Raw genomic sequence first — 26372 nt, forward strand, 5'->3', positions numbered from 1 at the left:
CTCCCCCCAGCACGCCCTGGGGGATTTCATGCCTGAAAGGTCAAGCGCCTTGTCCAGACGCCCGGTGTCACCGGCTGAAGTGCTGATCCTCGCCCGCCACCCACGCGTGGTTGCAGCCGCTCGGGCTGCCGCCCAGCGTGTGTCGGGCCTGACGCCGCGCCTGACCGAGAGCGCGCAGGAGGCCCTGGTCCATCTCAGCCGGCCCGGCCTGCCGCCGCGCCGCGTGGTGCTGGAACCCGAGGCCGTCGGCACCGCCTGGACCGAACTGCTTTCCACCATCGACGACCCGGCGCTGACCGATGCCATGGTGTTCGTGGCCGCGGAGGGCGGGCAGGTGCCCGACGGCGTCGCCGCCCTGCCGCCCGAGGCCGAGGAGCTGGAGCGCGCCCTGGCCGAGACCACGGGCCGCCCCCGCCGCATTCCCCTGCGCAGCGCCGAGGCCTTGGCCGCCGGCCTGGACCGGGGCGCCCTGCTCGTGCGCTACCAGCCCATTGTGGACATCGCCTCTCGCCGCCTGGTGATGGTGGAGGCGCTGTCGCGCTGGCGCGGCAGCCCGATGGCCCACAGCCCGCAGAGCTTCCTGCCCCAGCTGGAACGCGCGGGGTTGTCCCGCGCCCTGGCCGTGGCCGTCGTCTCGCGCGCTGCCCAGGATTTCGGCACGCTGGCGCCGGAGCTCGGCATCAAGGTCGCGGTCAATGTCTCGCTGGAGCAGCTGCTACAGATCGACCTCAAGGTCTGGATCGCGCGGGCGCGCATGACCGGCCACCTGCCGCCGCAGAACCTCAGCGTCGAATTGACCGAGGACATGCCGGTGCGGGATCTCTCGGTGCTGCGCCGAGCGATCGGGCGCCTGGCCGACCAAGGCATCGACGTCCATCTGGACGACCTGACGATGGATGACGGCCGGATGCACCTGATCCGGCTGCCCTTCTCGGGCATCAAGCTGGACAAGGGGCTGGTGATGCGCCTGCCGGAAGATGCCCGCGCCCGCCGCTTCGTCCAGCGCGTGGTCGATCACGCGGACCGCCACGGCCAGTATGTGGTGGCGGAGGGCGTGGCCGAGGAAAGGCTGTGGCAGGCGGTCGCGGCTCTCGGCGTGCATCGTGCCCAGGGTTTCTGGGTGGGTCGCCCCCTGCCCCATTCCGTGCTGCCCGCCTGGCGCCGCAGCTGGGCCGGCGGGCACCGGGGCTGAACCCTCAGCGGCGGCGCATCAGCCACCAGCCCACCACGAAGCCCGGCGCGCCGCAGATGGCGAAACCCAGCCCATGGCTGCCGGTCGTCAGCAGCACCCCGGCATAGACCAGCGGCAGGATCAGGGCCCCGACCTGGCCGAAGGACAGCACGCCGCCCGTGCAGTGCCCGTGCATGCCGTCGGGCGCCAGGCGCGCGGTCTCGGCCAGCAGAACCCCGTGCCAGGACATGGCGGTGGCTGAGAAGCCCGTGGCGATGACGCCGATGCCCAGCATCGGCCAAGCCGGGGTCACCAACGGCATCAGCACGGCGCTGCCGGCCATGCCCAGCGACAGGCCGCCCAGCAGCAGCCGGGGCTCAACCCGGCCTGAGCCCAGCCAGCCCCAGAAGATGCGCCCGGGCACGGCGATGATCATGGCCACGGCGAACAGCGCGCCCGCTGCCGTCAGGCTGTGGCCGAGTTCCGTCAGGAACAGCACGAAATAGGTGGTGAATACCGCCTGCAACCCGTTGAACATCAGGCAGCCGAAGGCATAGGGGCGCAGTCCGGGCCGCAGCACCACCTGGATGGTCGTCCAGAAATCCGACAGGCGGAAGCTCTTGCCCGGCAGGCGGTCCGAATCGAATTCGGCGCGCAGCGGCTGCAGCACCAGCGCGAACGCCACCGCGGCGATGGCCGAGGCCACCAGCGCCCAGCGCCAGCCCCACATGCCCGTCAGCAGCGGCCCCAGCAGCCCCGCCGCCAGCAGCCCCGCGGGCACGGCGGTCTGCTTGATGGAATAGATCAGCGGCGCCTGGCGCGCCGTGACATAGCGCCCCAGCAGATGCGAGCTGGCGGGGGTGGATGTCGCGGCCCCGCCCCCGCCCAGAATGGCCGAGAACAGGAAGAACACCATGGGGCCCGCGGCCGCGAGGCCCAGCCCCGCGGCCAGCAGCAGCAGCGCGATCTGGCTGAAGCGCAGCGCGCCATAGCGCAGGATGAAGCTGCCGCAGCCCAACTGGAACACCAGCGCCGCCGCCGAGGATATGCCGATATAGACACCGAGCCAGGCCGGATCGAGCGACAGATCCGCCACGATCGCCGGCGCGAGGATCGGCGGCAGCGACCGCCCGAGGGTCGCGAAGCTCTGCTGCAGGAACATCGCGCCCAGGGCCAGCATCAGGATACGCTGCGGATGCGGCGCGTATGTGCTCATTCGACCGGCTGCCCCTACCCTTCCTGGACCGGCCCAGCTTGGCGCGGGCCGGTAAAAAGGGGTAGCCCCGCTTGCCTATACTTCTTCGCCCACGATCTGGGCGTTGGCCATTTCCAGCAGATCGAGGTCGCGTTCCAGCGCGTGCAGCGTCTCGTCATGGATGCGGCCGGACCGGTGCAGGCGCAGCATCTCCGCGCGGCCGGCCTGGATCGCGGCCAGCAGCACCGCGAAATGCGCGTCACGCTCCCCCACCAGCGATTGCGGGTTGCGGCTGAAGCGGTCGGCGGCGCGGGCGCGATAGGTGAACTGGTCCAGCAGGCGCGGATGGATCAGGTTGCCCTCCTTGTCATAGGCCAGCTTCCTGACTGCCTCGGCCTGCACGGCCGCGATCTCGGCGCGCGCCTGGGGCCGCGTCAGATGCCCGCCCCGGCGCGGCGTGCCCTGCAGCCGCAGCAGCCGGATCAGCACGCCGAGCGTCGTGCCCTGCAGCAGCACCGTGACCAGGATGACCGCGAAGGCCGAGGCCAGGATCAGATCGCGCCCGGCCATGTCGTCGGGCACCGACAGCGCCACCGCCAGCGTCACCACGCCGCGCATGCCGGCCCAGCTCAACACCGTGCAGGCGCGTGCCGAAAAGCGGGTATCGCCGTGTTGGGACATGCGACACCGGGCGCTGCGCAGCCCCTCGGCCGCGAAAACGTAGACGAAGCGCGACAGGATGACCGCCAGCACCACCCCGAGCACCGGCAGGCCCAGCTGCGCCAGCGTCTCACCGGCGCCGCCCAGCCGTTCCACCACCCCGCGCAGGGACAGGCCGATCAGCACGAAGACCAGTGATTCGAGGATGAACACCACCACTTCCCAGGTGGCGGTGCCGCGCACCCGCACGGAGGCGGTGAAGACCTCATGCTGGTACCAGCCGAAGACGAGCCCCGCCGCCACCGTGGCGATCACCCCCGAGACATGCGCGCGCTCGGCCGCGACATAAGCGACCCAGGGCAGCATGAAGGTGGCCGCGATGATCAGGTGCGGCTGCTTCAGCCGCGGCATCAGCCAGACCAGCAGATAGCCCAGCGCGGCACCCAGCACCGCGCCGCCCACCGACAGCATGGTGAAGGTGACCACCGCCTCGCCCAGGCTGAAGGTGCCCGTCAGGGCCGCCGCCACCGCGAAGCGGAACAGCACCAGGCCCGAGGCATCGTTCAGCAGGCTCTCGCCCTCCAGCAGCACAGAGAGGCGACGCGGCAGGCGCACACGTTCCAGCACGGCCTTGGCGGCGACCGCATCGGGCGGGGAGACGACCGCCCCCAGCGCGAAGCAGGCGGCCCAGGGCAGGCCGGGCACCAGCCAGTGCACCACCACGCCGACCGCCAGGGTGGTGAAGATCACGGCGCCCACCGCCATGCTGAGAATGGCCGAGATGTTGCGCCGGAAATCCGACAGCACGGTGAAATAGGCGCTGACCATCAGCAGCGGCGGCAGGAACAGCAGCAATACCAGCTCATGGTCCAACTGCAGCGCGGGCGTGCCGGGAATGAAGGCAAGCGCGATGCCGCCCAGCATCTGCGCGGCCGCGGGCGGCAGGCGCAGGTATTGGGCCAGCCATTCCAGCGCCATCACCGCCAACAGCAGGAACAGGACGAACTCAAAGGCATGGACGAGGTGCATGGCCCCTGATGCGCGAGGGAATGGGGGGCGCGCAAGTGACTGTTACCGGCAGAGGTGAATTCTGACGCCGCGCTCATTTGCCGCGATGCGGGCGGCGGCGCATAGTCCGCCCGGATGCCGCGCAGACGGCATCATCGAGGGAGAATCCACCATGACCCAATCCGGGCGCCGCACGGCGCTGATCGCTGCCGCCGGCGCGGCATTGCTGCCCGCCGCCGCGCAGGCCGCAGGCGACGAGACCGCCGTGAATGAGGCCGTCGAGGCCTTCCGCGCCGCGCTCAAGGACGGCAACCGCGCGCGGCTCGATGCGCTGGTCGCGCCGGAGCTGAGCTACGGCCATTCCTCCGCGCGGATCGAGAACAAGCAGCAGTTCCTGGACAACGCGACGGCCGGCACCTCGCCGTTCAACTCGCTTACCCTGCCGAACCAGACCGTGGCCGTGGTGGGCGACAGCGCGATCGCGCGGCATCATTTCGTGGCGGAGCAGATGGTGCGGGGCGCGCCGGTGAACATCCGCATCGGGGTGTTGCAGGTGTGGCAGAAACAGTCCGGGCGGTGGCTGCTGCTGGCGCGGCAGGCGTTTGCGTTGCCGGCGGCTTAAGAGTTCACGTTCTTTTTTGTAAAAAAGAACCAAAAAACTTTTGGCAGTTTTGTATGCCCTGGCGGTGAAGTGCGGTCTTTACCACCAGGGCCAATAGATAAAGTATTTTTGCTTCTTTTTCTTCAGAAAAAGAAGATCAATCCGTCACTTCCACCCTGGCATCCCGCACCACCTGCTGCCAGCGCGCCATATCCGCGCGCCAGGCTGCATCGAACTCGGCAGGGCCGGCCACGGCCACTTCGGCGCCCAGCGCCTTCAGGCGGCGCTGACCTTCGGCCGACAGCGCCGTCTCGCGGATCACGCCCGACAGGCGCTCCACCAGCGCCGGGTCCATCCGCGCCGGGCCGAACACGCCCACCCAGCTGGTCACCACGAAGTCAGGCATGCCAGCCTCGGCCATGGTCGGCACATTGGGCAACGCCTCGACCCGCGCGGGCGAGGTCACGGCCAGCGCGCGCATGTTGCCCGACTGGATCTGCCCCAGCACGGAAGGCAAATTGTCGAACATCACGTCCACCAGCCCGGCATTGATGTCGATCTGCACCTGCGCGCCGCCGCGATAAGGCACATGCGTCATGTTCAGCCCCGTGCGCAGGCGGAACAGCTCACCGGTCAGATGGATCGAGGTGCCGGCCCCCTGGGAGCCGAAGGTGATGCCGCGCGGCTTGGCGCGGGACTGCTCGATGAATTCCTGCACCGTGCGGGCCGGATTGTCGGCCTTCACCACCATCACGTTCGCGAATTCGGCGATGCGGGCCACGGCGGTGAAGTCGCGCGCGGTGTCGAAGGGCAGGTTGCGCCGCACGGCGGGAGTCACGCCATGGGTGCCGGCGCCGCCGATCAGCAGCGTGGTGCCGTCCGGCGCGGCGCGGGCCACCACCTCGCTGCCGATGGAGCCACCGGCACCGGGGCGGTTCTCCACCGCGGTCGGGTTGCCAAGGCGCTGCTGGATGCCCTCGGCGAGCGCCCGGCCCACCAGGTCGAAGGAGCCGCCGGGCGTGTAGCCCACCACGAAGCGCACGGGGCGCGTGGCATCCCAGCTCTGCGCAAAGGCGGGGGTGGCCAGCATGGTACTGGCCAGGAAGGCGCGTCTGTTCATTCGGGGGTTCCCCATCCTCCGGCACCGGCGGTGGCCATCACCAACCGGTCGCCCGTCTGCAAGACCGTGCTCAGCTTCGAGCGGATTTCCTCACGCCGGCCATCGGCGCGCAGCACATGCGCCTCCGACATCCTGCCGTCGCCGCCGCCGGCCGCCCCGCGCGCGGGGTGGAAATGGCGCTCGCCGCGGAAGGTCAGCGTCAATGGGCCCTTCAGGACCTCGTATTCACGGATGGTGCCGCAGCCGCCGGGATGCAGCCCGGGGCCGCCGGAACCGCGCCGCACGGCCAGGCGGTGCACGCGCACGGGGGCGTCCATCTCCATCGCCTCGGCGGGCTGGTTCATGGTGTTGCCGATATCGGTCGAGACGCAGTTCACGCCCGGACGTTCCGCACTGCCGCCGCTGCCGCCCTGCAGGGCCTCGGTCACGACGAAGGCCGCGCCGTTGTCGTCGCGCCCGGACAGCGCCATCACGACGCTGACGCCGGAATTGGCGGCCGGAATGCGGTCGGGCATCGCCTGCGCCAAGGCACCCAGGACCGCATTGGTCAGCAGCTTCACCGTGCCGGTGCGCGCATTCACCGCCGCCGGCGCGCGCGGGTTCAGCAGCGAGCCCTCGGGCAGGATCACCGCCAGCGGGCGGAAACAGCCGCCATTGTTCGGAATGTCGTGGCCCGTGACGGCGCGGATGGCGAAATAGGCGCCGGCCATGACGCCGGCGGGCACGGCGTTCACCGGGCCCTTCACCTGCGGCGAGGTGCCGGTGAAGTCCAGCGTGATGGTGTCGTCCCGCACCGTCACGGTCACGCGCAGGGGCACGGGCTGGTCGAGCACCACGCCGTCATTGTCCAGCGCGTCCTCATACACCCACCGGCCATCGGGCATGGCGCGGATGGCCGCACGGGTGGCGGCCTCCGCCCGGTCCACCAGCTCCCGCATCATGGCGGTCAGCGGCGCTGCGCCGTGGCGGGCGGCCAGTTCCTGCAGGCGCGTGACCGCCGCGCGGCAGGCGGCGATCTGCGCGTTCAGGTCCCACTCGAAGGCATCGGCGGTGCGGATGTTGACGCCGATGATGCGCAGGATCTGCTCATCCACCACTCCGTCCCGGCCGAGGCGCAGGGGCGGCAGGCGCAGCCCCTCATGGAAGATCTCGGTGGCGTTGGTGGGCACGGAGCCCGGGGTCAGCCCGCCCATGTCCTGGTGGTGGAAGATGGTGCCGGCCAGCGCCACCACCTGCCCATCCACAAAGACCGGCATCATCAGCGACAGGTCGGGAATATGCGTGCCGCCGTCATACGGGTCGTTCATCGCGAAGATGTCGCCCGGGGCCATGCTCTCGACCGGGAATTGCTTCAGCAGGCGCTGCACCGCCGGCAGCAGGCAGCCCAGCAGCAGCGGCAGGGAGACGGACTGCGCCATCACCGTGCCGTCCGGCAAGAAGATGCTGGCCGAGGCGTCATTCGCCTCCCGCACGATGGGCGAGACGGCGCTGCGCAGCATGATGCCCTGCATTTCCTCCGCGATGCCTTCCAGGCGGCGGCGGATGATCTCGAGGGTCGCGGGGTCGTGCTTCATGGCGAGACCTCCAGCAGCAGATGGGTGGGGTGCGCGGTGAAGGCCCAGCCGGGCGGGACCACCGTCGTGCTGTCCGCCTGCTCGATGATGGCGGGGCCCTGGCGGCGTTCGCCGGGGGCCAGGCGCGCGCGATGCAGGATCGGCACGTCCAGCGCCTGCCCGTAGATGGTGGCGGCGCGGGTGCCGTCCGGCGTGGTCGCATGCGCGGGCCAGCGCATGGCCCCGGTGGTCGAGCGTTTCCGCTGCACCACCCGCAATTCCACCAGCCGCACCGGGGCATCGCGGGTATGGCCATAGGCCAGGCGATGCGCCTCGATGAAGCCCAGGCGGATCGCCTCGCCCGGCGTGTCGGTGCCGGTCGGGATCACCACATCCAGCGTGTGGCCCTGGCCCATGAAGCTGGCGGCGGCGGAAACCTCGGTCTCGTCGGCCTCGGCGCCGTCGGCGGCCATGGCGGCGGCGCAGCGGGCGGTCAGGCCCGCGATCGCCTCGCGCAGCGCGGCCTCCGGCAATTGCGTGAGGGAGCGGAAGAAACCGCGGCTCGCATCATGTTCAAGCGGTGCCTCCAGCAGGCCGGTCGCGGCCAGCACGCCGGGGGCGGCGGGCACCACGATGCGGGTCATGCCCAGATCCTCCGCGATGGCGGCCACATGCAGCCCGCCGCCGCCGCCCGCCGGCATCAGCGGAAAGTCGCGCGGGTCGATGCCGCGGGCGACCGTCATCTGGCGCACCGCCTCCGCCATGGTCGCGTTGATCACGCGGTGGATGGCGGTCGCGGCCTCGACCAGGCTCATGCCCAGCGGCTCCGCGATGTCGCGGCGGATGGCGGCCTCGGCCAGGTCCGGGCGCAGCTGCAATTCGCCATTGGCGAAGCGGGTGGGATCCACCAGCCCCAGCACGACGGAGGCATCGAGCACGGTCGGCAGCACCCCGCCGCGCCCGTAGCAGGCGGGGCCCGGGTCGGCGCCGGCCGAGCGTGGCCCGACGCGCAGGCCCCCGGCCGCGTCGATCCAGGCGATGGAGCCGCCGCCGGCGGCCACCGCCAGCACATCGGCGGTGGGCACCCGCACCGGGTATTTGCCGATCCGACCGTCATGCCGCAGCGCCGGCGTGCCGTTCTCGATCAGCGCCACATCGGCGCTGGTGCCGCCCACATCGATGGACACGCCCTGCTCGAAACCCGCATCGCGGAACACGCTGGCGGCCCCGATCGCGGCCGCCGAGGGCCCGGACAGCGTGAGGCGGATCGGCCGCCCGCGCGCCGCGCCCGCCCCCAGCAGGCCGCCGCGCGAATGCATCACCTGCAGGGGCACGCTCACGCCCTGCCCGGCCAGGATGGTTTCGATGCGGGAGAGATAGACGTTCATCACCGGCTTCAGGGCGGCGTCGAACACGGTGGCGCAGGTGCGCTCATATTCGCGGATCGCGGGATCGACCTCGCTGGACAGCGAGACGGCCAGGCCCGGCGCCTCGCGCGCCACGATCTCCCGCGCGCGCTGCTCATGCGCGGGGTTGATGAAGGCGAACAGGAAGGAGATCGCGATGGCCTGCACGCCCTGGGCCAGCAGGTCATGCACGGCCCGGGCCACGGCTGCCTCATCCAGGGCCGAGACCTCCGCGCCGTCGGGGCCGATGCGGCCGGCGACGCCCAGCCGGCGCTCGGCGGGCACCACATCCACCGGCGTCTGCGGGCCGAAGCTGAGGTCGTAATTGGCGGCGCGCACCATGCGGCCGATTTCCAGCGCGTCCTCGAAACCCGCCGTGGTGATCAACCCGACCTTGGCGGCAGTGCCCTCCAGGATGGCGTTGGTCGCGACCGTGGTGCCGTGCAGGAACCGCGCCACGCCCCCGCCATCGGCCAGCAGGCGCGCCAGCGCCACCCCCACCGCCTGGGACGGATCGCGCGGGGTGCTGGGCACTTTCAGCAGCCGGGTGCTGCCGTCAGCGGCGCGGCACACCGCATCCGTGAAGGTGCCGCCAATATCGATACCGATCTCGTACATCATCGGCACGGAGGTTCCTGTCGTATTGTATGACAGTCAACCCGCAGGAACAGTGTTTCTAGGCGTTGTGCGCCCGGTCGGCGACGAGCAATGCCTCGTCCAGGATCGAGAGCAGGGTTTCTGCCTCCGCCTCGCTCATGACCAGGGGCGGGGCCAGGAACAGCGAGGTCTGCTCGCCGCTGGTGCCGATGACGGCGCCCAGTTCCAGCGCGCGTCCCGCGACCTGCGAGGCGATGGGCGATTCCGGCGTATCGGCCAGCCACTGCTTCCAGCTGGGGCCATGCAACTCGATGGTCCAGTGCAGCCCCTGCCCCGCCACGCGGGCGACAGCCGGGTGGCGCTGCGCGATCTCGCTCAGCCGCGCGCGGAAGCGGGTTTCATGCGCCGCCACGCGCTGCAGCAGCGCCTCGTCGCGCATGATGCGCAGATAGGCCGAGACGGCGGCCATGGTCATCGGGTGGCCGCGCAGCGTGCCGTAATTCTGCCAGGCCGCGCCCTTCATGCGGTCCAGCACCTCATGCGACAGCACGATGGCGGCCACAGCCACCATGCCGCCGCCCAGCCCCTTGCCCAGCGTGACGATATCCGGCCGCGACTGCCCGGCCTGAAAGGCGAAGGGCCGGCCCGAGCGACCCAGCCCCGTCACCACCTCGTCCGCGATCCACAGCGCGCCCGCATCGCGCGTCGCGGTGGCCATCGCGTCCTGATAGTCGGGGTCGTGGTAGTAGCCGCCCTGGGTGTAGTCGAGGATGACGGCCGCCGTTTCGGCCAGCTTCGGCGCCATGGCGGCCAGCGTGACCGGCAGCGGTTCCGCCTCGCGACGCCTGGCTTCGAGAGGGTGGATCCAGGCCGCGTTCTCGGGCGGGGGCAGCACATGCACCGGCGCGTTGGGGAAAGGCAGGCGCGTGGCACCGGGGGCCGCCAGCCCGCCATGCCAGTGCGGCTGCACCGTCACGTCGCGCGACAGGCCGACGATGCCGTGATAGGCGCGCTCCCGCGTCGCGATCGCCTGCCGCCCGGTCAGCGCCTGGGACAGCGAGAGCGCCATGTCGTTCGCCTCGCTGCCCGACAGGCAGAAGCGCACGGCGCCGGCCCAGGATTCCTCGCCGGAAAGCCCGATCTCGAAGAAATCCTCCGCCGCCTGGTCGCGGCCCTTCCAGGCCCAGCCCTCACTGACCATGGGCAGGGCGGCGGCCTCACGCAACGCTTCGATCATGCGTGGGTGGCCGTGGCCGAGCGGGCCGCCGGTGTTGCTGCCATCCAGCACGCGCCGGCCGTCCGAAAGCTCGAAATACACGCCCTTGCCGCCGACCACGCGCGGCGGATCGCCGCCCGCGTTCAGCCCGGTGCGCAGCAGCCTCGCCATCAGACGGGCTCCCCGAAGCCGCCGCCGCCCGCACTCTCCAGCGTCAGCACGTCATCCTGGCGCAGCAGCATGTTCAGCTTGCCGTCGAGCTGGGTTTCCACCCCGTCGCGCAGCAGCGTGAGGCGGAAGGTCTGGCCCGGCTTGCCGCCCTGCAGCCCGAAGGGTGGGTTCTTGGAACGCTCCAGGCAGGCCGTCAGCCACATCTCGGGCGCCATGACGCGATAGCGGCGGATGATGCCGTCACCACCCTTATGCCGCCCCGCACCACCCGAACCGCGCCTGATCGCCTGTTTCTCGACCCGGATCGCGTAGTTGGTCTCGATCATCTCGGCCGGGGTGTTGGAGGTGTTGGTCAGCAGCACGCGGGTGGCGGAAACACCGTCGCGCTCGTGCCGCCCGCCCTCGCCGCCGCCATGCACCTCATACAGCATGCGCCAGGGCTCGCCCTTGCGGGGCTCGCAGAAGTTCAGCAGGCCGGAGGTGGAGGCCCCACCGGCCGTCAGGCGCTCAGGGATCACGCCCTCCATCGCCTTGAACATGGCCTCCACGATGCGCATAGACGTCTCGTGGTTGCCGGCGGCCACCGGCGCGTCGAAGCCCGGCTCCAGGATGGAGCCCGGGCGGGTGATGATGGTCAGCGGCCGCAGCGCGCCCGCATTCTGCTGCATGTCGCGCCCCGACAGGCAGCGCGCGCCGTAGGCGACAGCGGAGCGCGCGATATAGGGCGTCATGTTGCAGAAATTGGCGAGCCGGTCGCAGCTGCCCGAGAGATCGAAGACCGCGCGGTCGCCCTCGATCTCGATGCGGATATGGATGCGCGCGGGGTCGCCGTTCGCGTCCAGGTCGTCAAGGAAATCCTCGCCCTCATACACGCCATCCGGCAGGTCGCGGATCGCCTCGCGCATCTCGGCTTCCGAGAGGTCATGCAGGCGCTTCAGCGCGGCCAGGAAGGTCTCCGTGCCGTATTGGGCGCACATCTCGCGGATGCGCTTCTCGGCGGCACGGGTGGAGGCGAGCTGCGCCAGCATGTCGCCCTCGCAGGCCACCGGGTCACGCACGTTGGACAGGATCATGTCCATCACGCCGCGCTGCACGCCCTCGGCGGTGGCCAGCAGCACGGGCGGGATGCGGATGGCTTCCTGGAAGCTGTCCACCGCGTTGACCAGATAGCTGCCGGGCCAGGTGCCGCCGACATCGGGCCAATGCGCCAGGCTGATCGCCCAGGCCACCACCCGCCCGTCCACGAAGACGGGCCGGGCCACCTTCACATCGTTCAGGTGGTTGCCACCCAGCTTGCCGATGTTGAAGATCAGCGCATCACCCTCGCGCATGGTCTCCAGCGGCTTCAGCTTCAGCAATTCCGGGATCGCATAGGCCATGGCCCCCATATGGATGGGGATGTCCTTGCCCTGCCCCGCGAGGCCGCCCTCGGCATCCGTGACGGCGGAGGACAGGTCCCCGGCCTCCCGCAGCAGCGGAGAGCGCGCGGAGCGCGTCATCACCAGGCTCATTTCCTCGGCGGCGGCCGAGAGCCCGTGGCGGATGACTTCGACGACGAAGGGATCGAGCGGGCTCATGCGGCGCTCCGGTTCAGGAAGAGATTGCCGATCGCGTCGCCGCGCGCCTGCCAGCCGGGCGGCACGATCACGGTGGACCAGGCGTCCTCGATGATGACGGGCCCCTGCACGGCGTCGGTCAGGGTTTCGCGCGGCAGGATGGGGGTGGGCAGGCGCCCTTCGGCGAAGACGCAGTCGCGGGTGCGGGCGGGCTTCTGCGCGCGGCCCACATCGGGGCGCGCGACGGGGGTGGAGGACGGGCGGCGCGCCTGGATGCGCAGGCTCTCGATCACCACCTGCTCGGCGGTGGCGTAGCCGAACAGTTCCTGATGCCGGCCGGTGAAGGCCGCATGCAGCACGCCTGGGTCGAGCGGCATGGCGAAGGGCACCGGGATCGCCTCGCTCTGCCCCGCGTAGCGCATCAGCGCCGTGTGCTCCATGCCGATCTCGGCGGCCGGGATGCCGTTGGCGATCAGCGGTTCGCTGGCCTCGGCCTCCATCTCCGCCACGCGGTCCGCGAAGGCCCGGGCGGGAAAGTCGTCGAGCGGCATGCGGATGGTGCGCTGCTGCAGAACCGAGAAATCCGCCGTCAGGCAGCCGAGCGCCGAGAAGGCAGAGGAGGCCGCGGGCACGATGATCTCGTTCAGCCCGTACAGGTCCGCGAGGCCCACGGCATGCATCGGCCCGCCGCCGCCGAAGGCCAGCAGCGTACAGTCGCGCCCATCCACGCCGCGCTCCACCGTCACGCGGCGCAGCGCGCGCGCCATGGCGGCATTGGCGACCCGCACGATGCCGAGCGCGGTTTCCTCGATCCCCATGCCGAGCTTTTCGGCAATCGGGGCGATCACGGCACGCGCGGCCGCGACGTCGAGCTGGATGGTGTCACCGAGCTTCGCCTCGGGGTCGAGGTAGCCCAGCACGGCGTTGGCGTCGGTGATGGTTGCCCGGGTGCCGCCGCGCCCGTAGCAGGCCGGGCCCGGTTCGGAGCCGGCACTTTCGGGGCCGACAGACAGGCCGCCCGAGCCGAGCTTCACGATGGACCCGCCGCCCGCGCCGATGGAATGCACCGCCAGCATGGGCTGGCGCAGCGGGCGGCCGCCCATCATGCGGGTGTCCGTCATCTCGGCCACGCCATCCACGATCAGGCAGACATCGGTGGTGGTGCCGCCCATGTCGAAGGTCAGCACGCGCGGCCGGTCCAGGCTGCGGGCGATGCGGGCCGAGGCCGAGACACCAGCCGCCGGGCCCGACATGGCCATCACCAGCGGCCGGCGCTTCACCGCCGGCAGCGGCACCATGGCCCCCGCCGAGTGGAACACCTGAAGCCCCGGGCCGATCGGCAGCTTCTCCTCCAGCTCGGTCAGGTAATCGACCGCGACCGGCATGGCCGCCGCGTTGAAGGCGGTCGAGGACGCACGCTCATACTCGCGCGCCTCGGGGTTGATCTCATGGCTGACGCACAGATGCGGCACATGGGGCGCCAGCGCCTCCATCAACTGTTTCTCATGCACCGGGTTCGCATAGGCATGCAGCAGGCAGATGCCCACGGATTTCGCGCCCGACGCCTTCACCCATTCCACGCAGCGCGCGATCTCGGCCTCGCTCAGCGGCAGCAGCACCGCGCCCGTGTGGTCCAGGCGCTCCTTCAGCCCGAAGCAGAGCGCAGGCGGGACCAGGGGCGGCGCCTTGGGCGGAACATCCAGCCGGTACAGCTCGGTGCGGCGATAGCGGCCGATCTCCAGCACATCCTCGAAGCCCTCGGTCGAGATCAGCGCGACCTTGGGCAAGCGGCCTTCCACCAGCGCATTGGTGACGCGGGTGGTGCCGTGGATGAAGCGGCGGACGTCGGGTTCGGAAAGCCCCACGGCGGCGATCGCCTCCAGCATCGCGCGCACCGGCGCGTCTGGGCGCGAGGGCACCTTGGCGATGCGCGTGGCGCCGCTTTCAGTGTGTACCGCCAGAATATCGGTGAAGGTGCCCCCGATATCGGTGCCGATATCCCAAAGCCTGCTCTGCACGCGCACGTCCCTCGTTCAACCGAGGCGATCATGCCGCAACATCGGGGGGTGGCCACCCCCCGGCGGGATCGAAGGGCGGCGCATTTCCGGCGAACCGGGCACGGGCTGGGCAGACGGCCCGGCCGTTGGGCAGTTCAGACCCGCAGGGCCTCCGCATGGCGGGTGGCGGGGTTGCCCACGCACATGCCGGCCTCGATGCCGTTCGGGTTGCCGTGGGCGACGATGGAACGGTAGTGCTGCATCGCGTCCTCGAAGGCGAAGGGCAGTTCGCCGCTGTTCTTCACCTCGGCCCAGTAATGCTTCTGCACCTGCGGCCCCTTGATGGTGATGTGGAATTCCATCTGCTTCCCGCTTTCCGCGGCTCCCGATTGGTCTGACACCCGTCAGAACGCACGGTTTCGGGAGAGGATGCGTGAGAAGGAAATTAATTCCTTCTCAAGCGGCCACCGGGTCGAAATGCGGAATCGCGGTCAGCAATTCCCGCGTGTAGGCATCGGCCGGCGCGTCGAAGATGGCGGCGCTGTCGCCCTGCTCCACCACCTGGCCCTGGCGCAGCACGATGGTGCGCTCGCACATCATCCGCACCACGTTCAGGTCATGGCTGACGAACAGGAAGGCCAGGCCATCCTGCCGGCGCAGGTCGTCCAGCAGCTTCAGCACCACCGCCTGCACCGAGACATCGAGTGCCGCCGTCGGTTCATCCAGCACCAGCAGCCGGGGCCCGACCGCGATGGCGCGCGCGATGCCGACACGCGCCTTCTGCCCGCCAGAGAGCTGGTGCGGAAAGCGGCCCAGCAGGTTGCGCGGCAGGCCGCAGCGTTCGGCGGCTTCCTCGACGCGCCCGGTCAGTTCCTTGCCGTCCTTCACACCCAGCAGCCGCGTCACGGGGCGCGCGATGGCATCGAAGGCGGTGAAGCGCGGGTTCAGGCTCTCATGCGGGTCCTGGAACACCAGCTGGATCTCGCGGCGGAAGCGGCTCGCGTGGAAATCCCGCGCCTTCACATCGCCGATATCCTGGCCGTCGAACACGATGTCGCCCGCCGAATGGTCGATCAGCCGGCACACCATGCGCGAGATGGTGGATTTGCCGGAACCGCTCTCACCCACCAGGCCCAGGCTCTCACCCGCGCGCAGGGTGAAGGATACATCGTCCACCGCCTTGAAGCCGTCATACAGCTTGGTCAGGCGATGCACCTCCAGCAGCGGGGCCTGGCCCGGGCGTTCGGGCGGGCGGATGATGGGCGGGGCCGGTGGTTCGCCCACCAGCTCCTGCACGGTGGAACGCGGCGTGGGAGAAGCCGCGACCAGGCGCTGCGTGTAGGGGTGCTGCGGGCGCTGGAACAGCTGGGCGGCCGGCGCGCGCTCCACCAGCACGCCCTCCTGCATCACGGCCACATTGGCGCAGTACTGCGCGGCCAGGCCCAGGTCATGGGTGATGAGGATCATCGCCATGTCGCGCTCGGCGACCAGCTTGGTCAGCAGGTCCATCACCGTCTTCTGGGTGGTGACGTCCAGGCCCGTGGTGGGTTCGTCCGCGATCAGCAGAGCGGGCTCGCAGGCCATCGCCATCGCGATCATCACACGCTGGCACATGCCGCCCGACAGCTCATGCGGATAGGCGTCGAAGCGGCGCTCCGGGTCGCGGATCAGCACGGCGCGCAGCAGGTCCAGCGCCTTCTCGCGCTTCTCGCGGCCGGAGAGCGAATTATGCGCCGACAGCGCATCCATCACCTGCCGGCCGACGCTGCGGATGGGGTTCAACGCCGCGCGCGGGTTCTGGAACACCATGGAGATCGCGGCGCCGCGCAGGGCACGCAGCTCGCTTTCCCGTGCGCCGGTGATGTCGCGGCCCTTGAAGACGATCTTGCCGCCGGCGATGCGCCCCGCACGGTCGAGCAGCCCCGTCACGGCATAGGCGGTGACCGACTTGCCCGACCCGCTCTCGCCCACCACCGCGAGCGTCTGGCCGGGGGCGAGGTCGAAGGAGATGCCGCGCACGGCCTCGACCACGCCGCGGCGCGTCGAGAAGGAGACGCGCAGGTCCTGAACCGAGAGCAGGGTCATGTGCGCATCCTCGGGTCCAGGATGTCGCGCAAGCCGTCACCCAGCAGGTTGAAGCACAGCACCGTCAGCATCAGCGCGAGGCCCGGATAGGCCACCAGCCACCACTGACCGGCCGTGATGAAGCGCGCGCCCTCCGCGACCATGATGCCCCATTCCGGGGTGGGCGGCTGCACGCCGAGGCCGATGAAGGAAAGCCCCGCCGCGTTCAGGATGGCCCAGCCGAGGTTGAGCGAGATCTGCACCGCCATGGCCGGCAGGATGTTGGGCAGCAGGTAACGCAGCACGATGGTCATGTGGCTCTCGCCGCCCGAGCGCGCGGCCTCCACCCAGCCCAGGTTGCGCCGCACATTCACCTCGGCCCGGGCGAAGCGGATGTAGAAGGGCAGATTGATGAAGGCGGTGGCGATGACGATGTTCTCGACCCGGTTGCCGAGGGCCGCCACCATCGCCATGGCGAGCACGAACAGCGGGAAGGCCATCAGCACATCCACGAGGCGCCCCACCGACTTGTCCAGCCAGCCGCCGATATAGCCGCAGAAACTGCCGATCACGGCGCCAGCCGCGAAGGAAATGCCGACCGCCGAGACGGCGATGGCCAGGTCCAGCCGGGTGGCGACCAGCAACCGCGAGAACACGTCCCGCCCCAGCTGGTCGGTGCCGGCCCAATAGGTGGCGGAGGGCGGCTGCAAGGCCATCGGCACGTTGGAGAGGATGGGGTCGTGCGGTGCCAGCCAGGGCGCGAAGATCGCGATCAGCACCAGCAGCGTGGCGCCCGTGGCGGCCAGTGCCGTGACGGGGTTGCCGCGCAGCACCCAGGCCGCGTGTTTCAGCGTCGCACTCATTCCACATTCACCCGGGGGTCGGCGATGCCGTACAGCACGTCGATCAGCAGATTAACCACGACGAAGGCCAGCGCCATCATGAGCACGAAGCCCTGCACGGGCGCGTAGTCGGACCCCAGCAGCGCATCGAGGGCGTAGGAGCCGACGCCGGGCCAGGAGAACACCTTCTCCACCAGCACATTGGCGCCCAGCATGGTCGAGAACACGATGCCGGTGATGGTGATGACCGGCAGCAGCGCGTTGCGCAGCCCATGCACCACGATCACCTTCCACCGCGACAGGCCGATGCTGCGCGCGGTGCGGATGAAGTCGCTGCCGAGGACTGCCAGCATCGAGGCGCGCGTCATGCGCGCCAGCGGGGCGAGAACGAACAGCGCCATGGTGCAGGCAGGCAGGATGATCTGCCCGGCGGCGGCGCGCCAGCCTTCCCAATCGCCGGTGATGGCGAAGTCGAGCAGCAGGAAGCCCGTGATGTCCGGGGGGCTGGCGGCGAAGATGTCGATGCGCCCGGTGGGATCCGGCGCGATGCCCAGCACCACATAGAACACATAGATCAGCAGCAGCCCCGACACGAAGGTCGGCACGCACACGCCCATGCTGCACACGAAGCGCACGACGTGATCCAGCGGCGAATTGGGCCGCAGCGCCGCCAATATGCCCAAAGGTATCGCCGCCCCCAGCGCCAGGATCAGCGCCACCAGCGTCAGTTCCAGCGAGGCCGGCAGCCGCTCCCGCAGATCGGCCACCACCGCCTGGCCGGTCGTCATCGACCGCCCCAGCTGCCCGCGCCCGATCTCGGAGAAATAGCGGATCAGCTGCTCATGCACCGGCCGATCGAGGCCCATCTGCTCGCGGATCATCTGGATCTCCGCCTGGCCGGCATTGGGGCCGGAGGCGAAGAACACCGCGGGGTCACCGGGCAGCACGCGCATCAGCACGAAGGTGAACACCACCACACCCAGCAGAGCGGGCACCGAGGCGACGAGACGCCGCCCCACCCGCACGCCGACAGACTTCAGCGCCCGCATCAGCTGCGCTTCAGGTCACGCCAGTCGACCATGCGATGGAACCAGTAGGTGTAGCCCTCGATGTTCTTGGCCATCACCGCCTCATGGTTGCCGGACCACAGCATGACGTGCGGCATCTGCTCCAGGCTGATGTCGATCATGCGGCGGCAGATGTCGTCATAGCGCGCCTGGTCGATGGTGAAGCGGGCCTCCTGCGCCATCGCCGTCACCTCGGCATTCTGCCAGCCGGAGTAGTTCCAGCGTGTCTCGCCCGAATAATACAGGCGGAAGAAGTAGTCGGGGGACGGCAGCCAGGCGGAACCGAGGTCGGTGAAGAAGGGCAGCCGGCGCTCGACGATCAGCGTGCCGATCTGCGCGTCCGGCAGCTTCTGGATCGCGACGCGCACGCCGATGCGGCCCAGTGCCTCCTGCAACAGGGCGGCCATCGGGTCCACGAAGGCGCTCATGGACACGGCGTAGGTGAAGGTGGTCTCGAGGCCGTTCGGGAAGCCGGCCTCGGCCAGCAGCGCCTTCGCGCGGTCCAGGTCCTGGTTCACGCCCAGCGGCTGCGGGAACAGGCCGTTCGGGGCCTGGGTCCAGCTCGCGCCGTAATACTTGGAACCGCGGCTGAACAGCGCCGCCTGGAACATCGCGTCATAGGGCAGCGCGAGCGCGAAGGCGCGGCGCACCTTGGGGTTGTCGAAGGGTGCCACGCGCGTGTTGAACACGATGCACTGGAAGGTGTTGCCCTGCGGGATGGCCACCACCTTGGCGCGGTTACGCTGCTCGATGGCCGGCACGTCGCTGGCGGCCAGGTCGATGCACAGGTCGGCGTCGCCGCGCTCGACCAGGGACGCGCGGGTCGCGGCCTCGGGCACGGTCTGCATGATGATGCGGCGGAAATACGGAAGCTCGCCGTTCAGGCCGTTCTTCCAATTGTCGTTGCGGCGCAGCTGCAGCTGCTGCCCGGGGCGGTGGCTTTCGACGATGTAGGCACCGCCGCCCGCCTGGTTTTCCTTCAGGTAGTTGATCGCCCAGGGATCATCCGACGTCGCGTGCTGCTTCGCGAGCTTGGAGTTGATCATCATGGCGTAAGGCGTGGACAGGTTACCGAGTGCGAGGCGGTCCGAGCGCGGCAGCTTCACCTCGACCGTCTTCTCACCGACGATCTTGTACTGGTCGGGCGAGGTGTAGGAGGACATGGACATCTGCGGCGGCGCCAGCGAGCGCGCGGAGACGGAGCGGTCGAGCGACCACTTCACGTCCTCGGCCGTCACGGGCGTGCCGTCATGCCAGGTGGCGTTCTGGCGGATGTGGAAGGTGTAGGTCAGGCCGTCGGCGGAGCGGTCGATGCGCTCGGCCAGTTCACCCCGGATGTTGTCGAGGTCGAAGGTGAAGCCGCCCGTGGAGACCGGCTTGCGGCCCATGGAGCACAGCCGGTCATAGGTGTTCATGACCAGGCCGAAGCCCTCACGCGTGCCGCCCAGCATGGTGGCGTCCAGCGAGTTGATCACGCCGCCCATCACCTGGCGCAGCGTCTCCGCACGGGTCTGGGACATCGCCTCACGCGGGGCGGCGGTGGCGGCCACGCCGGCGGCTGCGGCGGCCTGAAAGCCCTGCCTGCGGTTGAACTTCATCGGATGCCCCCTTGGGATGCCTCGGTCGGGTGGGATGTCAGCGCAGGTGAGGCCCGGAGGGAAACCATAAATCGCCGGGAAAGAATGACGCGCCGCAGCGTGTGCACGCGGGTTGGGCAGAGAGCGGGGGCTTTGCCCCCGGAACCCCCAAGTCAGGGGCTTTGCCCCCGACACCCCCACCAGGAGATAATATCTCCTGGACCTGATAAGAGTTTGGCGCCCCATCTTGATAGGAGCGGCACCAATTTCATTATAATTTTCAATGAGAAAAACCTTGGCCGGATCATGCGCCAAGTCCCTGGGGTCCAGGGCCGCTACGGTCCTGGCGGGGATGCAAGGGGCAGCGCCCCTTGCTGGGGGTCCGGGGGCAAAGCCCCCCGGTCCTTCACACCACCGGGCTTTTACCGCCATCCACATTGATGGCCGTCCCGGTGATGTATCCGCCCATCTCGCTCGCCAGCAGCAGCGCCTGGGCGGCGAATTCCTCGGATTTGCCGATGCGGCCGAGCGGCACGGACTTGCCCTGCTCGGCCTTCCATTCCTCCCAGGACAGGCCCCGGTTGTCGGCGGCGTGGCGGCGCACCCACTGGTCGCTTTCGATGATGCCGACCAGCATGGCGTTCACCAGGATGTTGTCGGGGGCGAACTCGTTCGCGAGCGCCTTGGTCAGCGCCATGCCGGCGGCGCGGCTGACGCTGGTGGGGGTGGAGGTCGCGAGCGGCGCCTTCGCCCCGATGTTCAGCACATTGATGATGCGCCCCCACTTGCGCGCCTTCATGCCCGGGATGGCGGCGCGGCACAGCCGCACGGCGGCCATCAGCTTCAGGTTGAGGTCGTCTTCCCACAGCGCCTCGTCGATCGTCATGAACGGGCCGCGCTGGCTGGTGCCGGCGTTGTTCACCAGGATGTCGATCTGGCCCAGCGCCTTTTCGGCGGCGGCGAAGGCGGCGTTGCAGCCGTCCAGGCTGCGGATGTCGGCGGGCACCGCGGCGACCTTGGCGGCGGGGGCCACCGCGCGGATGGAGGCCGCGGCCTTCTCCAGATCCTCGGCGCCGCGTGCGACGAGCGCCACATGCCCGCCCGCCTGGGCGAAGGCCGTGGCCATGGCGAGGCCGAGCCCCTTGGAGCCGCCGGTGATGAGCGCCGCGCGGCCGTTCAACGTCAGATGCATGGATATGTCTCCTCGGGCGGCAGCCTAGGACGGCTTATCCCCATTGCCCAAGAGGGCATGGCCCTCGATTACGCGCCGTGGCACGCTATATGTCAGACAGACGACCGCACTATGTCAGGATACCAAGGAGATGATCAGTTTTTCCCTCCGCTGCGATAGCGGCCACCAGTTCGACAGCTGGTTCCGCAGCAGCGATGCCTTCGAGAGCCAGGCCAGGGCCGGGCTGGTGGAATGCCCGCATTGCGGCTCGGCCAAGGTCGAGAAGGCGCTGATGGCCCCTGCCGTGGCCAGGGTGCCCGGCGCCAAGGGCCGCCCGGATGCCGTGCCGGCACCCGCCCCGGCCGAGGCAGCCCCGGCCCCCACCAAGGCGGTGGCGCCCAAGGCCATGCCGGCCGAGCTCGTCTCACTGCTGCAGCGCATGCGCGCCGAGGTCGAGAAGAACTGCGACTACGTCGGCAACCAGTTCGCCGAGGAAGCCCGCCGCATCCACAATGGCGACGCCGATGAGCGCGGCATCTATGGCGAGGCCACCGAGGCGGAGGCCGAGGCGCTGCGCGACGAGGGCATCGAGATCGGCAACATCCCCTGGCTGCCCCGCGCGGATAGCTGATGGCTGATAGCCGATGATCAGCCATGTCTGCCTGGGCACCGCCGACCTGGACCGCGCTGTCGCGTTCCATGACGCGGTGCTGGGCCGGATCGGGCTGGTGCGGAAGTTCCGAGAGGCCGATTGGGCCGCCTGGAAGCACCCCGACCACGACCGCCCCCTGCTGTGCGTGACGCTGCCGTTCAACGGCGCGCTGGCGGCGCCGGGCAACGGCACCATGGTGGCGTTCAACGCCCCCAGCCGGGCGGCGGTGGATGCGGCCCATGCCACCGGGTTGGCCATGGGCGGCACCTGCGAGGGCCCGCCCGGCCTGCGCCCGCACTACACCCCTGATTATTATGGCGCCTATCTCCGCGACCCGGACGGCAACAAGCTGTGCTTCGTCTGCCGGGACGGCTCTTCCGCCTGAAGCCTCCCCGGGCCTATGCTGGCCGACCGATTATTGGGGAGACGCGACAATGAACGCGACTGACATCAAGGCCGCACGGGCCGCCAAGGTTTCCGCCACCGTCGAGCGCATCCGCGCCATCGAGGCCGCCGAGGGCGTGACCCCCGCCAGCCTGTCCAAGTTCCGCGAGGAGCTGATGGCGCTCGCCGCCCAGGAGCACCTGTTCCCCGCCGGCGAGTTCCCGCCCCCCGCGAACGGCGAGAAGGGCAGCAACCGCTATCTGATGCAGATGGATGAGGGCGGCACCTTCGCGCTGTACCTGAACGCCCTGAACCCCGGCAACGAGACCAAGCCGCACGACCACACCACCTGGGCCGTCGTCGTGGCCGTGGACGGGCAGGAGCTGAACAAGGTCTATCGCCGCACCGATGACGGCACCGACCCTGAGCGCTGCGCCCTGGTGGTGGACCATGAGGTGATGGTGGAGCCCGGCCGCGGCATCGCCTTCATGCCGGATGCCATCCACTCCATCCACACCACGGGCGCCGTGCCGACCCGCCACCTGCACATGTACGGCCTGTCGCTGGAGCAGCTGGACGGCCGCAAGGCCTATATGGCCGATACGGGCGAGATCGTGCCCTACAACAAGAACTTCATGAAGGCGACGCAGCAGGCCAAGGCGTGATGCAGGTCTCCCCGGCCACGCTCAAGGCGTGGATCGGGGACGGTGACGAACTCGCCATCCTCGACGCGCGCGAGGAAGGTGAGTTCGGCCGTTCCCACCTGTTCTGGGCCATCCCCTGCCCGTTGTCGCAGAAGGAGCTGCGCGCGCCCAACCTGGTGCCGCGCAAGGCCACCCGCATCGTCTGCACCGATGGCGGCGAAGGCTATGCCGCCACCCTGGCGCATTGGCTGACAGGCCAGGGCTACAGCGATGTGCATGTGCTGGAAGGCGGCGCACCGGGCTGGAAGGCCGCGGGCCATGTCCTGTTCTCCGGCGTGAACGTGCCCTCCAAGGCCTTCGGCGAATGGGCCGAGCACCATTACGGCACCGAGAGCCTGGACCCGCCCGAGCTGAAGGCGCTGATGGATTCCGGCAAGCCCATGGTGATCCTGGACAGCCGGCCGCTCGACGAATACCGCCGCATGTCGATCCCCGGCGCCATCAGCGTGCCGGGCGGCGAGCTGGTCTACCGCATCGGCGAATTCGCGCCCGATGCCGACACCACCATCGTGATCAACTGCGCCGGCCGCACCCGCAGCATCATGGGGGCCGAAAGCCTGCGCCGCGCGGGCGTGCCCAACCGCATCGTGGCGCTGCGCAACGGCACCATGGGGTGGGAGCTGGCGGGCTTCACCTGCGATCGCGGCAAGACCCGCAGCTACACGCCCGGCACGCCGCCCGGGGCGGCGCTCGCCCTGGAACGCGCCGGCAATTTCGCGCGTGAGACGGGGGTGAAGACCATCGACGCCGCCGGGCTGGCCGCCCTGCGGGCCGATGCGTCCCGCACCACCTATTGCCTGGATGTGCGCGCGCCGGCCGAATACCAGGCGGGCCATCTGCCGGGCTTCCGCCATGCGCCGGGCGGCCAGCTGGTCCAGGCGACCGACCAGTGGGTGGCGGTGCGCCGCGCCCGCATCGTGCTGACGGATCTGGGCGACGGCGCCCGCGCCCGCATGTCGGCCGCCTGGCTTCGGCTGCTGGGCGGGTGGGAGGTGTTCGTGCTGGAAGGCGCGGCCGCCCCCCTGGAAACCGGCCCCGAGCCCGCCCCCGCCGTGCCGCCCGCCCCCACCATCTCGGTGGCGGAGCTGGCGGCGCGCCCCGGCGCCCATGTGATCGACCTCGCCCGCAGCATCGACTTCCGGGACGGCCATATCCCGGGTGCCGAATGGGGTGTGCGCACGCGGCTCTCGGCCCCGCCGGCCGGCGTGCCGCTGGTCGTCGTGACCGCCCCGCGTGAGGCGCTGGCCCACCTCGCCGCCGCCGACCTGGCGGCGTTGACCTCGGCGCCGGTGCGGGTGCTGGAGGGCGGGACCGCGGCCTGGGCCGCCGCCGGCCACCGGCTGGAGGCCGATCGCCAGGTGCCGGCGGATGCCGCCTGCATCGACTTCTACCTGCGCCCCTATGACCGGAACACCGGCATCGAGGAAGCGATGCGCGAATACCTCTCCTGGGAGATCGACCTGGTGCATGAGGTGGAGCGCGACGGCGATGCAGGCTTCGGCCGGCTTTAGGCGACTGCTGGGGGGGCTGCTGAATGCGGCGCTGCCCCCCCATTGCCTCACCTGTGAGGCGCCCGTGCTCGACCAGGGCACGCAATGCGCCGATTGCTTCAGGAAACTGACCTTCGCGGCGGCGCCGCTCTGCGCGCGCTGCGGCATTCCGCTGCCTCATGCCGGGATCGGGACCTGCGAGGCCTGCGACCGGCGCCCGCCGCTGTTCGACCGCGCGCGCGCGGCGCTCGTCTATGATGACGGCGCGCGGGCGTTGCTGCTGCCGATGAAACACGGCGACCGGACCGAGCTGGCCCTGCCCCTGGCCCGCCACATGGCCCGTGCCGGGACGGATCTGCTGCGCGAGGCCGATCTGCTGCTGCCCGTGCCGCTGCATTGGCGGCGGCTGCTGGCGCGGCGCTACAACCAGTCCGCGCTGCTGGCGCGGCATCTCGCCCGCCTCTCGGGCAAGCCCTGCATCCCGGACGCCCTGCGCCGCGCGCGGCACACCCGCCCGCTCGGGGAATTGGGCGCCGTGGCGCGGCGCGCTGAGCTGGAGGGCGCGATCCGCCTGGCGCCGCGCCATGCCGCGCAGGTGGCCGGGCGGCGGGTGCTGCTGGTGGATGACGTGCTGACCTCGGGCGCGACGGCCGAGGCCTGCGCGCTGGCGCTGCGGGGCGCGGGCGCGGCGCAGGTGAATGTGCTGGCCGCGGCGCGGGTTCCCCTGCTCTAGCTTTTCGCCTTCTGCACCAGCGCCGTGGTCGAGCGCCCGGGCAGCAGTTCCAGCAGCACCGTCTCACCGCCCCAGCCTGCGACCTCGGGCGCGCCCACCACCTGGTCGATGGTGTAGTCCTGCCCCTTGAACAGGCGATCGGGCCGGAGGGCCAGGATGGCCTCCAGCGGGGTGTCCTCCGCGAAGCCGATCACGGCATCCACGGCGGACAGGGCGCCGATGACCACGGCCCGATCCTCCAGCGTGTTCAGCGGCCGGGTCGGTCCCTTGAGGCGGCTGACCGAGGCATCGTCGTTCAGCGCCACCACCAGCCGGTCGCAATGGGTGCGGGCGGCCTGCAGCATGCGGACATGGCCGGCGTGCAGCAGGTCGAAGCATCCGTTCGCGAAGCCCACCCGCAGGCCCCGCCGCTGCCATTCCTGCGTCAGCGCGCGCGCCTGGGCCCAGTTGATCAGCCCGCCGGCTGAGCCCTCCTGCCGCCGCAGCGCCAGTTCCAGCTCGGCCGCGGAGCAGGTGGCGGTGCCGAGCTTGCTGACCACGACACCGGCCGCGGCGTTCGACAGCCGCATGGCGGCCCCGAGCGGCCTGCCGGACGCCACGGCCAGCGCCAGCGTGGCGATGGCGGTATCCCCGGCGCCCGAGACGTCGAACACCTCCTGCGCCTGGGCGGGGACCGATTGCGCCGGGGCGTCGCGCGGGACCAGCATCATCCCGCGCTCACTGCGGGTGACCAGGATGGCGCCGACCCGCACCTGCGCCAGCAGGCGGCGGGCCGCGGCCTCGCACTCGGCATCCGAGGCGACCGGCATGCCCGTGGCCTCGGCCAGTTCGCGGGCATTGGGGGTCAGGGCGTCGGCCCCGGCATAATGGCTGTAGTCGCGGCCCTTGGGGTCCACCAGGCAGGGCACGCCCGCCTGGCGCGCCATGGCGATGGCATCGGCGGCGACGCCCGGCGTCAGCACGCCCTTGCCGTAATCCGACAGAACCAGCGCGCCTGCCCCGGGCAGGACCATGCCCAGCGTCCGCAGCAGGGCCGCCCGCTCCTCCTCCGTCGCGGGCGCGGTGTTCTCGTCATCCACCCGCACCACCTGCTGCTGCGCCGCGATCACACGCAGCTTGCTGCTGGTGCGGCGGGCGGACCCGACCAGATGGGCGCAACGGCCGACAAGCGCGGTGAGTTCCTGCCCCTCGGCATCCTCGCCGATCAGGCCGATGACGGCGGCCTGGCCATCCAGCGCCAGCAGGTTGCGCCCGACATTGGCGGCGCCCCCGGGCATGCTGTCGGTGCGGCGGCGGCGCACCACGGGCACCGGCGCCTCCGGCGAGAGGCGGCCCGCATCCCCGTAGAGGAAGCGGTCCAGCATCACGTCGCCCAGCACCACGACGCGCAAAGGGGAGAAATCGAGCATGGCGACGCTCTAGCAGACGGGCGAAGGC

22 protein-coding genes are annotated in these 26372 nt (G+C 70.2%); 7 read left to right on the plus strand and 15 right to left on the minus strand.

What is annotated here, in order from left to right; translation table 11 throughout:
* The first annotated feature begins 49 nt into the window (after positions 1-49).
* The gene (locus EOD42_RS17200; RefSeq protein WP_164867989.1) at positions 50-1192 is read left to right on the plus strand and encodes an EAL domain-containing protein; all 1143 of its coding nucleotides are present in this window, start codon (positions 50-52) and stop codon (positions 1190-1192) included.
* Positions 1193-1196: 4 nt separating this feature from the next.
* Here the strand turns inward: EOD42_RS17200 and EOD42_RS17205 are convergent, their stop codons facing one another.
* Both EOD42_RS17205 and EOD42_RS17210 read right to left on the minus strand, forming a co-directional pair.
* Entirely contained in the window at positions 1197-2387 is a 1191-nt protein-coding gene (locus tag EOD42_RS17205; RefSeq protein WP_127788807.1) for an MFS transporter, read from the minus strand.
* Between the two features lie 75 nt (positions 2388-2462).
* Positions 2463-4055 (minus strand): Na+/H+ antiporter, encoded by a 1593-nt coding sequence (locus EOD42_RS17210; protein WP_127788808.1) that lies wholly within the window; start codon positions 4053-4055, stop codon positions 2463-2465.
* 151 nt (positions 4056-4206) lie between these two features.
* Between EOD42_RS17210 and EOD42_RS17215 the strand changes: the two genes are divergently transcribed.
* On the plus strand, positions 4207-4656 hold the full coding sequence (locus tag EOD42_RS17215) for a nuclear transport factor 2 family protein (protein ID WP_127788809.1): 450 nt from the start codon (positions 4207-4209) through the stop codon (positions 4654-4656).
* 136 nt (positions 4657-4792) lie between these two features.
* On the opposite strand, the gene EOD42_RS17220 is transcribed toward EOD42_RS17215, so the two are convergent.
* The 12 genes from EOD42_RS17220 to EOD42_RS17275 form a co-directional block, all read right to left on the minus strand.
* Positions 4793-5755: a Bug family tripartite tricarboxylate transporter substrate binding protein gene (locus EOD42_RS17220; protein WP_164867990.1), complete on the minus strand. Its 963-nt coding sequence runs from the start codon at positions 5753-5755 to the stop codon at positions 4793-4795.
* Complete coding sequence (locus tag EOD42_RS17225; protein WP_127788811.1) at positions 5752-7329, minus strand: hydantoinase B/oxoprolinase family protein; 1578 nt, start codon at positions 7327-7329, stop codon at positions 5752-5754. The genes EOD42_RS17220 and EOD42_RS17225 overlap by 4 nt, the downstream gene beginning before the upstream one ends.
* A complete protein-coding gene (locus EOD42_RS17230; RefSeq protein ID WP_127788812.1) occupies positions 7326-9335 on the minus strand; it encodes a hydantoinase/oxoprolinase family protein in 2010 nt (669 codons plus the stop codon). Before EOD42_RS17230 ends, EOD42_RS17225 begins: the two co-directional genes overlap by 4 nt.
* A 55-nt stretch (positions 9336-9390) precedes the next feature.
* Positions 9391-10698 carry a class-III pyridoxal-phosphate-dependent aminotransferase gene (locus tag EOD42_RS17235; protein WP_127788813.1) on the minus strand — a complete coding sequence of 436 codons (1308 nt, stop codon included), beginning with the start codon at positions 10696-10698 and terminating at the stop codon, positions 9391-9393.
* Complete coding sequence (locus EOD42_RS17240; protein WP_127788814.1) at positions 10698-12275, minus strand: hydantoinase B/oxoprolinase family protein; 1578 nt, start codon at positions 12273-12275, stop codon at positions 10698-10700. Before EOD42_RS17240 ends, EOD42_RS17235 begins: the two co-directional genes overlap by 1 nt.
* On the minus strand, positions 12272-14272 hold the full coding sequence (locus EOD42_RS17245; protein ID WP_240655196.1) for a hydantoinase/oxoprolinase family protein: 2001 nt from the start codon (positions 14270-14272) through the stop codon (positions 12272-12274). The genes EOD42_RS17240 and EOD42_RS17245 overlap by 4 nt, the downstream gene beginning before the upstream one ends.
* 134 nt (positions 14273-14406) lie before the next feature.
* A complete protein-coding gene (locus EOD42_RS17250) occupies positions 14407-14613 on the minus strand; it encodes a hypothetical protein (RefSeq protein WP_127788816.1) in 207 nt (68 codons plus the stop codon).
* Positions 14614-14707: 94 nt separating this feature from the next.
* Positions 14708-16336, minus strand: coding sequence for a dipeptide ABC transporter ATP-binding protein (locus tag EOD42_RS17255; protein ID WP_127788817.1), 1629 nt, complete (start codon positions 16334-16336; stop codon positions 14708-14710).
* On the minus strand, positions 16333-17178 hold the full coding sequence (locus tag EOD42_RS17260) for an ABC transporter permease (protein ID WP_127788818.1): 846 nt from the start codon (positions 17176-17178) through the stop codon (positions 16333-16335). The genes EOD42_RS17255 and EOD42_RS17260 overlap by 4 nt, the downstream gene beginning before the upstream one ends.
* Positions 17175-18206, minus strand: a complete 1032-nt coding sequence (locus EOD42_RS17265) for an ABC transporter permease (protein WP_127788819.1) — start codon at positions 18204-18206, stop codon at positions 17175-17177. The genes EOD42_RS17260 and EOD42_RS17265 overlap by 4 nt, the downstream gene beginning before the upstream one ends.
* The gene (locus EOD42_RS17270) at positions 18206-19822 is read right to left on the minus strand and encodes an ABC transporter substrate-binding protein (protein ID WP_127788820.1); all 1617 of its coding nucleotides are present in this window, start codon (positions 19820-19822) and stop codon (positions 18206-18208) included. The genes EOD42_RS17265 and EOD42_RS17270 overlap by 1 nt, the downstream gene beginning before the upstream one ends.
* Before the next feature lie 385 nt (positions 19823-20207).
* The gene (locus EOD42_RS17275) at positions 20208-20993 is read right to left on the minus strand and encodes an SDR family NAD(P)-dependent oxidoreductase (RefSeq protein WP_127788821.1); all 786 of its coding nucleotides are present in this window, start codon (positions 20991-20993) and stop codon (positions 20208-20210) included.
* A gap of 130 nt (positions 20994-21123) precedes the next feature.
* Between EOD42_RS17275 and EOD42_RS17280 the strand changes: the two genes are divergently transcribed.
* Genes EOD42_RS17280 through EOD42_RS17300 form a run of 5 tightly spaced genes read left to right on the plus strand, consistent with a single transcriptional unit; the run spans position 21124 to position 24935 of the window.
* Positions 21124-21603, plus strand: coding sequence for a DUF1178 family protein (locus EOD42_RS17280; RefSeq protein ID WP_127788822.1), 480 nt, complete (start codon positions 21124-21126; stop codon positions 21601-21603).
* 13 nt (positions 21604-21616) lie between these two features.
* Positions 21617-22009, plus strand: coding sequence for a VOC family protein (locus EOD42_RS17285; RefSeq protein WP_127788823.1), 393 nt, complete (start codon positions 21617-21619; stop codon positions 22007-22009).
* Between the two features lie 49 nt (positions 22010-22058).
* Complete coding sequence (locus EOD42_RS17290; RefSeq protein WP_127788824.1) at positions 22059-22673, plus strand: cysteine dioxygenase family protein; 615 nt, start codon at positions 22059-22061, stop codon at positions 22671-22673.
* The gene (locus EOD42_RS17295) at positions 22673-24223 is read left to right on the plus strand and encodes a rhodanese-like domain-containing protein (RefSeq protein WP_127788963.1); all 1551 of its coding nucleotides are present in this window, start codon (positions 22673-22675) and stop codon (positions 24221-24223) included. Before EOD42_RS17290 ends, EOD42_RS17295 begins: the two co-directional genes overlap by 1 nt.
* Complete coding sequence (locus EOD42_RS17300) at positions 24201-24935, plus strand: ComF family protein (protein WP_164867991.1); 735 nt, start codon at positions 24201-24203, stop codon at positions 24933-24935. Before EOD42_RS17295 ends, EOD42_RS17300 begins: the two co-directional genes overlap by 23 nt.
* Here EOD42_RS17300 and rfaE1 read toward each other — a convergent pair.
* Positions 24932-26344 carry a D-glycero-beta-D-manno-heptose-7-phosphate kinase gene (gene rfaE1, locus EOD42_RS17305; RefSeq protein WP_127788826.1) on the minus strand — a complete coding sequence of 471 codons (1413 nt, stop codon included), beginning with the start codon at positions 26342-26344 and terminating at the stop codon, positions 24932-24934. The two genes, EOD42_RS17300 and rfaE1, sit on opposite strands and share 4 nt — an antisense overlap.
* Between the last annotated feature and the right edge of the window lie 28 nt (positions 26345-26372).

Source organism: Rhodovarius crocodyli (genome assembly GCF_004005855.1).
Classification (GTDB): Bacteria; Pseudomonadota; Alphaproteobacteria; order Acetobacterales; family Acetobacteraceae; genus Rhodovarius; species Rhodovarius crocodyli.

What these genes read in the sequence shown, in the direction of transcription:
- EOD42_RS17235 (WP_127788813.1), bottom strand. Translation starts at nt 10,698, where the DNA reads ATGGCGAGGCTGCTGCGCACCGGGCTGAACGCGGGCGGCGATCCGCCG.
- EOD42_RS17265 (WP_127788819.1), bottom strand. Translation starts at nt 18,206, where the DNA reads ATGCGGGCGCTGAAGTCTGTCGGCGTGCGGGTGGGGCGGCGTCTCGTC.
- EOD42_RS17225 (WP_127788811.1), bottom strand. Translation starts at nt 7,329, where the DNA reads ATGAAGCACGACCCCGCGACCCTCGAGATCATCCGCCGCCGCCTGGAA.
- EOD42_RS17290 (WP_127788824.1), top strand. Translation starts at nt 22,059, where the DNA reads ATGAACGCGACTGACATCAAGGCCGCACGGGCCGCCAAGGTTTCCGCC.
- EOD42_RS17295 (WP_127788963.1), top strand. Translation starts at nt 22,673, where the DNA reads ATGCAGGTCTCCCCGGCCACGCTCAAGGCGTGGATCGGGGACGGTGAC.
- EOD42_RS17270 (WP_127788820.1), bottom strand. Translation starts at nt 19,822, where the DNA reads ATGAAGTTCAACCGCAGGCAGGGCTTTCAGGCCGCCGCAGCCGCCGGC.
- EOD42_RS17255 (WP_127788817.1), bottom strand. Translation starts at nt 16,336, where the DNA reads ATGACCCTGCTCTCGGTTCAGGACCTGCGCGTCTCCTTCTCGACGCGC.
- EOD42_RS17230 (WP_127788812.1), bottom strand. Translation starts at nt 9,335, where the DNA reads ATGATGTACGAGATCGGTATCGATATTGGCGGCACCTTCACGGATGCG.
- EOD42_RS17280 (WP_127788822.1), top strand. Translation starts at nt 21,124, where the DNA reads ATGATCAGTTTTTCCCTCCGCTGCGATAGCGGCCACCAGTTCGACAGC.
- EOD42_RS17220 (WP_164867990.1), bottom strand. Translation starts at nt 5,755, where the DNA reads ATGAACAGACGCGCCTTCCTGGCCAGTACCATGCTGGCCACCCCCGCC.
- EOD42_RS17285 (WP_127788823.1), top strand. Translation starts at nt 21,617, where the DNA reads ATGATCAGCCATGTCTGCCTGGGCACCGCCGACCTGGACCGCGCTGTC.
- EOD42_RS17215 (WP_127788809.1), top strand. Translation starts at nt 4,207, where the DNA reads ATGACCCAATCCGGGCGCCGCACGGCGCTGATCGCTGCCGCCGGCGCG.
- EOD42_RS17210 (WP_127788808.1), bottom strand. Translation starts at nt 4,055, where the DNA reads ATGCACCTCGTCCATGCCTTTGAGTTCGTCCTGTTCCTGCTGTTGGCG.
- rfaE1 (WP_127788826.1), bottom strand. Translation starts at nt 26,344, where the DNA reads ATGCTCGATTTCTCCCCTTTGCGCGTCGTGGTGCTGGGCGACGTGATG.
- EOD42_RS17275 (WP_127788821.1), bottom strand. Translation starts at nt 20,993, where the DNA reads ATGCATCTGACGTTGAACGGCCGCGCGGCGCTCATCACCGGCGGCTCC.
- EOD42_RS17300 (WP_164867991.1), top strand. Translation starts at nt 24,201, where the DNA reads ATGCAGGCTTCGGCCGGCTTTAGGCGACTGCTGGGGGGGCTGCTGAAT.
- EOD42_RS17205 (WP_127788807.1), bottom strand. Translation starts at nt 2,387, where the DNA reads ATGAGCACATACGCGCCGCATCCGCAGCGTATCCTGATGCTGGCCCTG.
- EOD42_RS17260 (WP_127788818.1), bottom strand. Translation starts at nt 17,178, where the DNA reads ATGAGTGCGACGCTGAAACACGCGGCCTGGGTGCTGCGCGGCAACCCC.
- EOD42_RS17240 (WP_127788814.1), bottom strand. Translation starts at nt 12,275, where the DNA reads ATGAGCCCGCTCGATCCCTTCGTCGTCGAAGTCATCCGCCACGGGCTC.
- EOD42_RS17250 (WP_127788816.1), bottom strand. Translation starts at nt 14,613, where the DNA reads ATGGAATTCCACATCACCATCAAGGGGCCGCAGGTGCAGAAGCATTAC.